13 protein-coding genes and 1 tRNA gene are annotated in these 12585 nt (G+C 60.3%); 11 read left to right on the top strand and 3 right to left on the bottom strand.

Annotation, left to right across the window (positions count from 1 at the left end; all coding sequences use genetic code 11):
• Window positions 1-70: 70 nt before the first annotated feature.
• Complete coding sequence (locus OE750_RS15295) at window positions 71-340, bottom strand: hypothetical protein (RefSeq protein WP_263765178.1); 270 nt, start codon at window positions 338-340, stop codon at window positions 71-73.
• A gap of 352 nt (window positions 341-692) precedes the next feature.
• On the opposite strand from OE750_RS15295, the gene OE750_RS15290 reads away from it, so the two are divergent.
• The 6 genes from OE750_RS15290 to OE750_RS15265 are packed head-to-tail and all read left to right on the top strand — an operon-like array spanning window position 693 to window position 7255.
• A complete protein-coding gene (locus OE750_RS15290) occupies window positions 693-1739 on the top strand; it encodes a rod shape-determining protein (RefSeq protein ID WP_263765177.1) in 1047 nt (348 codons plus the stop codon).
• 48 nt (window positions 1740-1787) lie between these two features.
• Window positions 1788-2711 (top strand): rod shape-determining protein MreC, encoded by a 924-nt coding sequence (gene mreC / locus OE750_RS15285; protein ID WP_263765176.1) that lies wholly within the window; start codon window positions 1788-1790, stop codon window positions 2709-2711.
• Window positions 2704-3243 carry a rod shape-determining protein MreD gene (locus OE750_RS15280; protein WP_263765175.1) on the top strand — a complete coding sequence of 180 codons (540 nt, stop codon included), beginning with the start codon at window positions 2704-2706 and terminating at the stop codon, window positions 3241-3243. The genes mreC and OE750_RS15280 overlap by 8 nt, the downstream gene beginning before the upstream one ends.
• Window positions 3244-3252: 9 nt before the next feature.
• The gene (mrdA, locus tag OE750_RS15275) at window positions 3253-5172 is read left to right on the top strand and encodes a penicillin-binding protein 2 (RefSeq protein WP_263765174.1); all 1920 of its coding nucleotides are present in this window, start codon (window positions 3253-3255) and stop codon (window positions 5170-5172) included.
• Window positions 5169-6308 (top strand): rod shape-determining protein RodA, encoded by a 1140-nt coding sequence (gene rodA, locus OE750_RS15270; protein WP_263765173.1) that lies wholly within the window; start codon window positions 5169-5171, stop codon window positions 6306-6308. Before mrdA ends, rodA begins: the two co-directional genes overlap by 4 nt.
• Before the next feature lie 14 nt (window positions 6309-6322).
• Entirely contained in the window at window positions 6323-7255 is a 933-nt protein-coding gene (locus OE750_RS15265) for a 2-hydroxyacid dehydrogenase (RefSeq protein WP_263765172.1), read from the top strand.
• Here OE750_RS15265 and OE750_RS15260 read toward each other — a convergent pair whose 3' ends face one another.
• Window positions 7256-7846 carry a TetR/AcrR family transcriptional regulator gene (locus OE750_RS15260; RefSeq protein WP_263765171.1) on the bottom strand — a complete coding sequence of 197 codons (591 nt, stop codon included), beginning with the start codon at window positions 7844-7846 and terminating at the stop codon, window positions 7256-7258. It abuts the gene before it with no gap.
• A 101-nt stretch (window positions 7847-7947) separates the two neighbouring features.
• On the opposite strand from OE750_RS15260, the gene OE750_RS15255 reads away from it, so the two are divergent.
• Complete coding sequence (locus tag OE750_RS15255; protein WP_263765170.1) at window positions 7948-8250, top strand: hypothetical protein; 303 nt, start codon at window positions 7948-7950, stop codon at window positions 8248-8250.
• Window positions 8251-8322: 72 nt separating this feature from the next.
• On the opposite strand, the gene OE750_RS15250 is transcribed toward OE750_RS15255, so the two are convergent.
• Complete coding sequence (locus OE750_RS15250) at window positions 8323-8457, bottom strand: hypothetical protein (RefSeq protein ID WP_263765211.1); 135 nt, start codon at window positions 8455-8457, stop codon at window positions 8323-8325.
• On the opposite strand from OE750_RS15250, the gene OE750_RS15245 reads away from it, so the two are divergent.
• The 4 genes from OE750_RS15245 (at window position 8404) to OE750_RS15230 (ending at window position 12489) form a co-directional block, all read left to right on the top strand.
• Entirely contained in the window at window positions 8404-8898 is a 495-nt protein-coding gene (locus tag OE750_RS15245; RefSeq protein WP_263765208.1) for a pentapeptide repeat-containing protein, read from the top strand. The two genes, OE750_RS15250 and OE750_RS15245, sit on opposite strands and share 54 nt — an antisense overlap.
• A gap of 327 nt (window positions 8899-9225) precedes the next feature.
• The gene (locus OE750_RS15240) at window positions 9226-10512 is read left to right on the top strand and encodes a homoserine dehydrogenase (RefSeq protein WP_263765169.1); all 1287 of its coding nucleotides are present in this window, start codon (window positions 9226-9228) and stop codon (window positions 10510-10512) included.
• A gap of 58 nt (window positions 10513-10570) precedes the next feature.
• Window positions 10571-12313, top strand: a complete 1743-nt coding sequence (gene recJ / locus OE750_RS15235) for a single-stranded-DNA-specific exonuclease RecJ (protein ID WP_263765168.1) — start codon at window positions 10571-10573, stop codon at window positions 12311-12313.
• Window positions 12314-12414: 101 nt separating this feature from the next.
• Window positions 12415-12489 (top strand) — tRNA-Glu (locus OE750_RS15230).
• Window positions 12490-12585: the final 96 nt, after the last annotated feature.

The following is a 12585-nucleotide window of genomic DNA, read 5'->3' as shown; positions in this document are numbered from 1 at the left end:
GCAGGCCCTCCCTGTTTCGTTCAAAAAACTGTTTCTTCCGCGCCGTCACAACAGGTCTTGCAAACCGGCCTCAAGTCGCCGCGGGCTTGGTGCAGATCGGATTGCCCTTGGCGGTGCGCAGCGGCAGGAATGTCGTCTCGACAGGACCGACATGCTGATACTCAAAGCAGCCGTCCACAGGGTTCACCCGGATGGCGGCAAGGTTCTGGTTCGGTCCGGCAATCGCCAGAACCTCTTCGGGAACCGTGGTCAACAGCCCTGCAGATGATGTGCCCTCAACGGCCATACAGCCTGAAAGTGTCATCGCAACCAGACCGCAGGCCAAAACAGATTTTCTCATCAATAGTCTCCTCAAGAATGAAACGGCCCGATACGGGCCAGAACAACCCGAGCACAAACCCCATATTTCCCCGAGATTGAGCGATTTTGCGCGCGGATACCAGCGTAATTCCGCGCGCGCACGCGTCATCCCCGCAGGCGCTTGCAAAACAGTCGCACTGAAACGACACAGAGGTTCCAGACAGGCGGATCAATGCCATTTCCCGCAAATCCCGCAAATGCAGACCCGATTGAAAGCCTTGCGCCCCGTTTCCCCCTTTCGTCATTGGAGCGACAGGCCTATACACACTCGAACACCCGCAGCCCCCGCGACTCGTCGCGCCAATAAACGTTTACTTGAGGTTCACACGCCTATGTCGATCTTTGATAAATTGCCTGGTCTTTTTGCGTCCGATATGGCGATCGACCTCGGAACCGCAAACACACTTGTTTACGTGAAAGGCCGCGGAATCATTCTTAACGAACCGTCTGTTGTCGCCTATCATGTCAAAGACGGTGTGAAACGCGTGCTGGCTGTGGGTGAAGACGCCAAGCTCATGCTCGGGCGCACCCCCGGCACAATCGAGGCGATCCGCCCGATGCGTGAAGGTGTGATTGCCGATTTTGATGTGGCCGAAGAGATGATCAAGCACTTCATCCGCAAGGTGCTCAAGCGCTCGACCTTCTCCAAGCCCAAAGTCATTGTTTGTGTGCCCCACGGCGCAACTCCCGTTGAAAAACGCGCGATCCGCCAGTCTGTTCTGGGCGCAGGCGCGCGCCGCTGCGGACTGATTGCCGAGCCGATCGCCGCAGCCATCGGCGCAGGCATGCCCATCACCGACCCGACAGGCAATATGGTTGTCGATATCGGCGGCGGGACAACAGAGGTCGCCGTGCTCTCGCTTGGCGATATCGTCTACGCCCGTTCCGTGCGCGTCGGCGGTGACCGTATGGATGAAGCCATCATCAGCTACCTGCGCCGCCAGCAAAACCTGCTCGTGGGCGAAAGCACCGCCGAGCGCATCAAAACAACCATCGGCACAGCGCGCATGCCCGACGATGGCCGCGGCACCTCCATTCAGGTGCGTGGCCGCGACCTGCTCACAGGTGTCCCAAAAGAAACCGAAATCAGTCAGGCCCAGATCGCCGAGGCGCTCTCCGAGCCAGTTCAACAGATCTGCGAGGCCGTGATGACCGCACTGGAAACCACCCCACCAGACCTGTCAGCCGATATCGTGGATCGTGGCGTCATGCTCACAGGCGGCGGCGCGCTTTTGGGCGATCTTGATCTGGCCCTGCGCGAGCAAACCGGCCTCAGCGTCTCGATTGCCGATGAAAGCCTCAACTGTGTGGCCCTCGGCACCGGCAAAGCGCTTGAGTTCGAGAAGCAACTGGCCCACGCTATCGACTACGACAGCTAAAGCACCCGTCCTTTTCACTGTGACACGCCTTGTTCCGAAAGGCCCCTATTGGCACAAGAACCGCTCAGATCCGATGATTTCGCAGGCCCGCTCAAGCGGCTGGTTCTGATTGTTCTGGTCCTTTTGCTAGTTGGCGTCTTTATTCTTTGGCGGATCGACAGCCCAAGGGTCGAGCGCTTCCGCATCGCGGTGATAGACCGCGTTGTGCCCAACTTCGACTGGGCCTTTGCCCCTGTCACAGGGGCCGCCAATCTGGTCAAGGATTTCCAGAGTTACCAGAAAATCTACAACCAAAATCAAGAGCTTCGCCGCGAACTCCAGCAAATGAACAGCTGGAAGGAAGCTGCACTCCAGCTAGAGCAGGAAAACGCCCGCCTGCTCGATCTGAACAATGTCCGCCTCGATCCGCGCCTCACTTCGATCACAGGGATCGTGCTGGCCGACAGTGGCTCGCCCTATCGCCAGTCCGTGCTGCTCAACGTCGGCGCGCGCGATGGCATCCTTGATGGCTGGGCCGCGATGGACGGCATCGGCCTTGTCGGGCGTATCTCGGGGGTGGGCGAACGCTCCTCGCGTGTGCTCCTGCTCACCGATGTCGCCTCGCGCGTGCCGGTCACAATCCAGCCCTCGGGCCAGAGCGGCCTCATCATCGGCGATAACACCCTCGCCCCCCCCGTGGATTTTGTCGAAAACCGGGATCTCATCCGCCCGGGCGACCGCGTGATCAGTTCGGGCGATGGCGATGTCTTCCCCGATGGTGTGCTCATCGGCAATGTCGCGGTTGACCCGGGCGGGCGTATGCGCGTGCGCCTCGCCGCCGATTACGAGCGCCTCGAATTCCTGCGCGTTCTGCGCAACTACGGAACCGAGCGCATCGCCGATCCGGGCCGCCTGGTCCTCCCCGAAGGCGGCGCAGCCCCTGCAACAGAACCAGCCCCCCCACCAGAAGCCGAAGCCGCCGCCAATGACTGAAAACACCATCAGCCGTCTATGGTTCATGCGCATCATGTTCGTCGCGCTCAGCTTTATTGTGATGTTTTTTCACCTCTTGCCGCTCCAGACAACGCCGGGCACTTTCGCCGCACCTGACATTATCCTCGCCCTCGGCATCTGCTGGGCGCTCCGGCGCCCCGATTTTGTCCCGGCCGTTCTCATTGCACTGGTCATGCTCTTTGCCGACATCATGCTGAGTCGTCCGCCGGGCCTGTTTGCCGCCATTGCGCTCATCGCAATCCAGATGCTCAAGTCCCGCGCCGCGCGGCTGCGCGATATGCCCTTCTCGGTGGAGTGGTTCACAGCCTCCGTCAGCATCATAGGCGTCATTCTGACCTACCGCCTCATATTGGTGGTTTTGCTGGTCGAAGCGCTCGCGCTCAAAACCGCGCTCATCCAGATTTCGCTCACAATTTTGTGCTACCCTGTTGTCATCGGCGTTTCTTGGTTATTCTTTGGTCTCAGGAAGCCAACGCTCGGCGAGGTCAACGCCCTCGGCCAGCGGCTCTGAGGATAGGTCATGCGCAAAAGCAACAATGAAAAACTCACCAGTCAGGCCATCGTCAGCCGCCGCACCCTGCTTGTCGGCGGGCTTCAGGCGGGGCTTATCGGCGTGCTCGGCGCGCGGATGCATTATCTTCAGGTGCAGGAAAGCGATCAGTTCCGCTTTCTCGCCGAAGAAAACCGCATCAAGATCAGCCTTATTCCCCCCGCCCGCGGGCAGGTATTTGATCGCACAGGCCGCCCGTTGGCGCAAAACGTGCAAAGCTACCGCGTCACCATAACCCGCGAAGACACCGATGATATCGAAGAGACAATCGCCCGCCTCGGCCAGTTGATCACGCTTGATCCTGCGCTGGTCGCCGAGGCCCGCCTCGAGCTTGAAAAGCGCCGTGGTGACACACAAGTGACGATTGCCGAGAAAATCACGTGGGAAGAACTCACCCGCGTCGCGGCCAACGCGCCCGCCCTGCCGGGGATAGAGCCACAGGTCGCCCTTTCGCGGCACTACCCGCTTGGCCCCGATTTCACCCATGTCATCGGCTATGTCGGCCCCGTCTCCGATTACGATCTCTCGCGCATCGAAAACCCCGATCCGCTGCTCAACCTGCCACGCTTCCAGATCGGCAAGACCGGGCTTGAAGCGCGCGAAGAAGAAGAGTTGCGCGGCAGCGCCGGAACCATGCGCCTTGAGGTCAATGCCTCTGGCCGCGAGGTGCGCGAGCTTGGCCGCAAAGAGGGCAAGCCCGGTGCCGACATCCAGCTCACCATTGATCACATGCTGCAAAACTACGTGCAGGCGCGCCTCGGCTCCGAAAGTGCCGCCGCCGTGGTAATTGATTGCGAAAGCGGTGATCTGCTCGCCATCGGTTCTTCGCCCGCATTTGATCCCAACCTGTTTGTAAACGGCATCTCCGTATCCGATTACAACGGCCTCATTGAGGATGATCACCGCCCGCTGGTGTCAAAATCGGTGCAAGGGACATACCCGCCCGGCTCCACCTTCAAGATGGTCACCGCTCTGGCCGCGCTCGAAGCCGGTATTGTCACCGCAGAAGACAGCTTCCGCTGCAAAGGCCACCTTGAGGTCTACAGCCAGAAATTCGGCTGCTGGAAGCGCTCGGGCCATGGCAACGTGAGCCTCGTGCAAGCCCTGCGCGAAAGCTGCGATGTCTACTTTTATGAACTCGCCCTCGAAACAGGCATTGAAAAAATCTCCGAAATGGCCCGCCGCCTCGGCATCGGCGAGCGCCATGATATTCCCATGTCAGCCGTCGCCCAGGGCCTCGCGCCCACCAAAGAATGGAAGCGCGAAGTCAAAGGCGAAGATTGGGTCATCGGCGATTCTGTCAACGCCTCCATCGGTCAGGGCTTTGTGCTCGCCTCGCCCCTGCAACTCGCGGTGATGACAGCCCGCCTCGCCACGGGCCGCGAAGTCACGCCGCGCCTGATCAAGACAATCGACGGTGTCGAGCAGCCCAGCGGCGCAGGCGCCCCAATGGGGCTCAACGAAAATCACCTCCGCCAGATCAGACGCGGCATGTATGAGGTCATCAATCACAGTCGGGGCACGGCGCGGGGCAGCCGCATCCTGTCCAAAGAGCACCAGATGGCAGGTAAAACTGGCACAAGTCAGGTTATCAGCCGCCGCGTAAAATGTGATGAAGTGCCATGGCGCCAGCGCGATCACGCGCTTTTCGTCAACTTCGCGCCCTACGATAACCCGCGCATCGCAGTGTCTGTGGTGGTCGAGCACGGCTGCGGAGGCTCCTCCACAGCCGCCCCCATCGCGCGCGACATAACCTTGCAAGCGCTCTATGGCGATGATCCGCCCCTCAGCGAATACCCCACCCGTGATCATGGCCGCATCAAAGCCCAACAGCGCAAACTGCGCGAAATGCGCCCGCCCGTTTCAGGCGAGGAGCCCGAGCGCGCATGAGTTATCTTGAGTATAATGCCAAATACGTCCCGACAGGGCCGCGCAAACTGCTCTATCTCAACTGGCCACTGGCCCTGCTTCTGATCGCCGTCGCCTCGATCGGCTTTCTCATGCTCTACTCCGTTGCAAACGGCAATTTGAGCCGTTGGGCCGAACCCCAGATGAAGCGCTTCGGCCTCGGCTTCTTCGCCATGATCTTCGTGGCCATGGTTCCGATTTGGTTCTGGCGCAACATCTCTGCCGTGGCCTATGGCATCTCGCTCATTCTGCTCCTGTCCGTCGAGTTCTTCGGCGAGGTGGGCATGGGCGCACAGCGCTGGATCAACCTTGGCTTCATGCGTCTACAGCCCTCCGAGCTCATGAAAATCACGCTGGTGATGCTGCTCGCCGCCTATTACGACTGGCTGCCGCTGAAGAAAATCTCGCATCCCGTCTGGGTGGCCATCCCCGTGGCGCTTATCCTCTTGCCAACAGTGCTCGTGCTCTCCCAGCCCGATCTTGGCACAGCCATTCTGCTGCTCACAGGCGGGGGCGCGCTAATGTTCATGGCAGGCGTGCACTGGGCCTATTTCGCCGCCGTCATCGCTGCGGGCGTCGGGCTTGTCGCGGCGGTCTTCCAATCGCGTGGCACAAGCTGGCAGATGCTCAAGGATTACCAATACAGACGCATCGACACCTTCCTTGATCCCTCCGCCGATCCGCTCAATGCGGGCTATCACATCACCCAATCCAAAATCGCCCTCGGCTCGGGCGGCTGGACAGGGCGCGGCTTCATGCAAGGCACGCAAAGCCGGCTCAACTTTTTGCCCGAAAAACACACCGACTTTATCTTCACAACCCTGTCTGAAGAGTTCGGCTTCATCGGCGCCATCACCCTTCTGGTGCTCTATGCGCTCATCGTCATCTTCTGCATTGTCTCGGCCATGAACAACGCAAACCGCTACGGCTCCCTGCTCACCCTCGGAATCGCAATGGCGTTCTTCCTGTTCTTCTCGGTCAACATGGCCATGGTCATGGGCCTCATCCCCGTCGTCGGCGTGCCACTGCCGCTTGTGTCTTACGGCGGCTCTGCGATGCTGGTTCTCATGGTCGCCTTCGGCCTCGTGCAAAGCGCACACGTCCACAAACCCCGCTAAATCTTGAGGTTCCAATGACAGTCAATGCACTCTTCGCCGCCCGCTCCGAACGCTGGGACCAATACAAAGATGTCTTGCCGGAGGCCTTCAAAGCGGCGGGGCTCGATGTGCACCTTGCGCTCGATATCCCACCCGAAGAGGTGGATTACATCATCTATGCCCCCAACTCCGATGTGAAAGATTTCACCCCCTTCACCCGCCTAAAAGCCGTGCTCAATCTCTGGGCCGGAGTCGAGAAGATCACAGGCAACGAAACGCTCAAGGTTCCGCTCACCCGCATGGTTGATTTCGGCTTGCAGCAAGGCATGCTTGAATGGGTCACGGGCCACACCCTGCGCCATCACCTTGGCATGGACGCCCAGATCGTGAACCCCACGCATGAATGGAAACCCGCCTCACCACCGCTTTCGCGTGATCGCGGTGTCACAATCCTCGGAATCGGCGAGCTTGGCATGGCCTGCGCCGAAGCGCTGGTGCAGCTCGGCTTCAACGTCGCAGGCTGGTCACGCTCGCCCAAAACCCACGACCGCATCACCTGTTACTCGGGCGATGACGGGCTTAAAGAAGCCCTCGCCCACGGCGAAATCTGCATCCTGCTTCTGCCCTCTACAGCCGGTACGCAAAACATCCTCAATGCCGAAACCATTGCGCTCATGCCGCGCGGCAGCTTCATCATCAACCCGGGTCGCGGCCCGCTGATTGACGATGAGGCGCTTCTCGAAGCGCTTGACTCAGGCCAAATCGCCCACGCCACGCTTGATGTCTTCCGCATCGAGCCGCTCCCGCAGAATCACCCCTTCTGGGCGCATCCCAACGTGACGGTCACGCCCCACATGGCCGCCGAAACCCGCGCCGAAACCTGTGCTGAAGTGGTGGCTGAAAACATCCGTCGCAATGAGGCAGGCGAGCCGCTTCTACATCTGGTTGATCGTTCCGCCGGCTACTGACTAGGCCCCGACAGCGCGGCGCACCATGCCCCAGTAAATCGCCTCAACTTCCTCAAGGCTCAGCCGCCCGCCCTTGCGGTACCAGGTGTTCACCCCAGTGAGCATGGCAATCACCGCCAGTGTGGTAATCTTGGCATCCTCGATCTCGAAGACACCCGCCTCTGCCCCGCGCCGCAAAATGCCCTCAAGCTCGTCTTCATATTGCCGCCGCAAGGCTTCGATCTCGGCAAAGTTCGCAGGCTCCAGCGCACGCAGTTCCATATAGGCAATAAAAACCTCGTCGGGCCGCTCGATGTGAAACCCGATGTGAAAGCGCACGAACCCTTCCAGCGCGTCCAAAGGCGCAAGCTGGCCCGACTTCACTTCCGCGCGCGCGGCAAGCAAATCGTCCATATGCTCGCGCATCAGCTCCGCCAGAAGGCTCTGTTTGTCGCTCGTATAATTATACAAAGCCCCCGCCTGCACGCCCACCTCACCCGCAATCTGGCGCATCGACACGGCCGCATAGCCATGACGCGCAAACAAAGCGCGCGCAGCCGCGCGGATGCGCGGGCCCGTGATATCAGAGTGTGATCCTTGAGTGCGTGCCATAAGCTAGACTTAACTGAACACCCGTTCAAATCAAACCCTTTGCTTGCGCTTTTCGCTCCTCTAGGGCATCACAAAACCCGACACCGCCTCAGGAGCCCCCCATGCGCGCGCCTATCGCCCTTTTTCTCGCCCTCACACTCACCGCTTGCGCGGACTTCCCCGAGCTTGACGCAACCGTGACAAGCGAGATGAAAGCGGCCGATTACCCCGCCCTCGCGCCCACTTCCGAGCTGACAGCGTCCCAAGCCGCTCCCCGCCTGACCGAGACAAGCGCCTCCGAGCTAACAGGCCGCGTCGCATCCTTACGCGCCCGTGCATACCGCTTGCGTGGCAGCATCGTCAGCAGCGCCGACAAGGCGCGTATGCAGGCGGGTGTGAGTGAGCCGGTGGAAGCAGGCGAGTAAACTCAAGTGCAGGTCATCAGCGACATTTCCTCCCTCAAAGGAGCCGATTTTTCATTTCATGAATTCAAGTCTCTACATTTTGACGGCATGGATATTTCCCGGTATCGCTTTGATAATTGCAGCTTCCAAGACTGCTCTTTCGCCAGCGCCCTCATGGAAGAATGCGTGTTTTCCAAATGCAAAGCCCTCAAAGCCGATTTCAGCCATGCCCGCCTGTCTGATGCGTGTTTTGAAGACTGCAACCTGTCTCTCAGCAACTGGACAGGAGCAGATGTTTCCAGCGCAACTTTTCACGACTCCAAGCTAACAGGAGCCGATTTCAAAGACGCGCGGAGCTTGGGAATAGCTTTCAGAGGCTGCGTTCTCTCCGGCGCATTCTTGCGCAAAATGAACTTCAGGAAATACCATCTGGAAAACATCGACTTCACAGATGCCGACCTTGCCGGATGCGATTTCCGCGACACAAGCTTTGACAACTGCCGCTTGGGAGGCGCCCATTTGGCAACCGCCCGCTTCGAAGGCTCCGATCTGCGGCTGGCAGACCTCGGTGCGCTCACGTTCTCAAGCGCAACCTGCTTTAAGGGTGCGATCATCTCCAAAACCCAAGCAACCGAACTGCTGCACGGCTTGGGTTTGAAGGTTCATTAAGCGCTAAAAATTTCTTTAGATTCAGCATACTTCACGTCAGGGTGGGTCGTTGCTTGATCTAATGCTGGCCACAGAGCCTAGCAGCGACACAGTCTCCAACTGAACCACTCGTTACCACGGCAAAGAACTGCTGCCACATATGAGACTGGGCCGCCACAGTTAGGGCATTCTTTCTCTGAAAAGCGCTCATCGTCCCCAGGCCCACAACAACAACCATATCCAATCCGCCTTTCCCCTCCCCTTTCCAACAACCCACGTTGCAAGCCCGCGCGTTAGCGGCTAAATCGCTATTCAACACATCTGACACAGGTAAAAGGCGATATTCCCATGACAAACCCCCTCCGTTTGGGCATCGCAGGCCTCGGAACTGTCGGCGCTGGTGTCGTCAAGATCGTCCGTCAGAAGTCAGAGCTTCTCGCCGCCCGTGCAGGCCGTCCGATCGAGATCGTCGCCGTCTCCGCCCGCTCGCGCGACAAGGACCGTGGCGTAAACCTGTCCGACTACGCATGGGAAGATGATCCCGTCGCCCTCGCCAAACGCGAGGACGTCGATGTCTTCGTCGAACTGATGGGCGGCTCCGAAGGCCCGGCCAAAGCCGCAACAGAAGCCGCACTTGCCCTTGGCAAGGATGTGGTCACAGCCAACAAAGCCCTGCTCGCACATCACGGTCAGGCGCTCGCTCTGGCAGCCGAAGCAAAAGGCGCCGTCATCCGCTATGAGGCCGCCGTCGCAGGCGGCATCCCCGTCATCAAAACGCTGCTCGAAGGCCTCGCAGGCAACGAGATGACCCGCGTCATGGGTGTTATGAACGGCACTTGCAACTATATCCTCACGCGGATGCAAGCCACAGGCCAAGGCTACAACGCACTCTTCGAAGAGGCGAACGCCCTTGGCTATCTTGAGGCCGACCCAAACCTTGATGTCGGCGGCATCGACGCTGGCCACAAGCTCGCGATCCTCTCCTCCATCGCCTTTGGCACGCAGGTCAACTTTGACGGCGTGCAGCTTCAGGGCATCGGCGAGATCACACTGGAAGATATCACCCAAGCTGCCGATATGGGCTATCGCATCAAGCTCCTTGGCGTGGCCCAGATGACAGGCCGTGGCCTTGAGCAACGCATGACCCCTTGCCTCGTGCCTGACACCTCCCCCCTCGGGCAGCTCGAAGGCGGAACAAACATGGTTGTGCTTGAGGGCGACCAAGTCGAGCAAGTCGTGCTGCGCGGCCCCGGAGCGGGCGAAGGCCCCACAGCCAGCGCTGTGATGGGCGATGTAATGGATCTCGCCCGCGGCATCCGTCCCTATATTTTCGGTCGTCCCGCGTCCGAGCTTGTCGCCGCGACCCCTGCCAATGCTTCGGCCCCCGCGCCTTACTATCTGCGCATCTCGCTCGTCGACAAACCCGGCGCACTCGCCAAAATCGCCACAGCTTTGGGCAACGCAGGTGTCTCTATCGACCGTATGCGCCAATACGGCCACGCTGACACCTCGGCCCCCGTGCTGATCGTCACGCATAAATCGGCCCACCCCGACCTGCTCGCCGCACTGGCCGCTATCGAGGCGCTTGATGTGGTCGTCGGCAAGCCCGTGGCCTTGCGGATCGAGGACGTCTGATTGCACGCACGCGCGCTTTGCGCCACACTGGCGGCAACAGATAGCAAGCAGGCAGAGCATGGCATTTCTAGGCGTTGAAACTTCCCTCACAGGGCGCAAGTGGCTTGGCCCAACCGTCGAGCTCGAGCGCGCAAGCGAGCTCATCGTGCAAGAAACAGACCTGCCCCGCGCGCTGGCGCAGGTGCTTGCCCGCCGCGGTGTCTCTGCGCAGGAGGCCGAAGGTTTCCTCGCCCCCCAGTTGCGCGACCTCATGCCAGACCCGCGGTCTCTCAAAGACATGGAAAAAGCCTCCGCCCGCATCGTCACAGCATTGGATAAACGCGAGCGCGTGGCCATCTTCGCCGACTATGATGTCGATGGCGGCACATCCGCTGCCCTCCTGCTCGACTGGTTCCGCGCCCTCGGCCATGATGCAACGCTCTATGTCCCCGACCGTATTGATGAAGGCTACGGCCCCAACGCCCCCGCAATGGAAATGCTCGCGCGCGATCATTCCCTCATCATCTGCGTGGATTGCGGCACTTTGAGCCATGAGGCGCTCGCAGCGGCGTCAGGAACCGATATTATCGTGCTTGATCATCACCTTGGCGGCGAAACCCTTCCGCCCGCGCTGGCCGTGGTCAACCCCAACAGGCAGGATGAAACAGGCGATCTCGCCCATCTCTGCGCTGCCGCCGTGGTCTTTCTCACACTGGTCGATGCAGGCCGCATCCTGCGCGAAGCAGGTCGCAAAACCCCTGATCTCCTCGCCATGCTCGATCTCGTCGCGCTGGCCACGGTTGCCGATGTCGCCCCGCTCATCGGCGTCAACCGCGCCTTTGTCGTGCAGGGCCTCAAGATCATGTCGCGCCGCGCACGCCCCGGCCTTGTCGCACTCTCCGATGTGGGCCGCCTTGATACCGCACCAAAGGCCTATCACCTCGGCTTCGTCCTGGGCCCGCGTATCAACGCAGGTGGCCGCATCGGGCAGGCCGACCTTGGCGCGCGCCTGCTCTCCTGCCGTGACCCTCACGAGGCAAAAGCGCTCGCCGACAAGCTCGACATGCTCAACACCGAGCGCCGCGGCATCGAAGAAGAAGTGCGCGCCGCCGCCCTCACCCAAGCCGAAGAGCGCGGCTTTGAGGCCCCCCTCGTCTGGGCCGCAGGCGAGGGCTGGCACGCAGGTGTGGTCGGCATCGTCGCCTCCCGCCTGAAAGAATCAACAAACCGCCCCGCAATCGTCATCGGCTTTGACGGCGACGAGGGCAAAGGCTCCGGCCGTTCTGTCACAGGGATCGACCTTGGAGCAGCCATCCAGCGCCTCGCCATGGACGGCCTCATCGAAAAGGGCGGCGGGCACAAAATGGCCGCTGGCCTCTCGCTCTCGCGCGCACAGCTTGAGCCCGCCATGGCCCGTCTCTCCGAACTGCTCGACAAACAAGGCGCAGGCGCGCTCGGCCCCTCCGATCTCAAACTCGATGGCGCGCTCATGCCGGGGGCCGCCTCCCAACAGCTCATCGAGCAACTCGATGCCGCCGGCCCTTACGGTGCCTCCGCCGCCGGCCCGCGCTTTGCTTTTCCCGATTGCGTCATCCACTTCGCCAAACAGATCGGGACAGGCCACCTCAAGCTCACCTTCTCCGATGGCACAGGCCCCCGCCTTGAAGCCATCGCCTTTGGCGCATTCGACACAGCGCTTGGCCCCACACTCTTGAACCACGGCGGTGCACGCTTTCACCTCGCAGGGCGGCTTGAGCTCAACACATGGCAAGGGCGCACCAGTGTTCAACTGCGCCTTGACGATGCCGCCCCCGCCCACTGACGCCCGCGTTTCACCTCACGGAAAAAAAAGTGAAAATCCGCGCAAATTTAGGCTTGCACAGATGCGCCACTTTCCCTAGAAACCGCCTCACGGCTGGGTATGCCCCGTTCGTCTATCGGTTAGGACGTCAGGTTTTCAACCTGAAAAGAGGGGTTCGACTCCCCTACGGGGTACCACAGCTTTCTCCCTTGAAAGCAAGCATCACAAAAGCGTTGCCCCCTTGGCAAATCGCTTCAACATGCCCACATTCTGCCTTTACCCGTGAACTTTAA

The organism is Lentibacter sp. XHP0401 (genome assembly GCF_025751535.1).
GTDB lineage: Bacteria > Pseudomonadota > Alphaproteobacteria > Rhodobacterales > Rhodobacteraceae > Lentibacter.
Note: the sequence above shows the minus strand (reverse complement) of the source record. Positions and strands in the feature narration are given on the sequence as shown.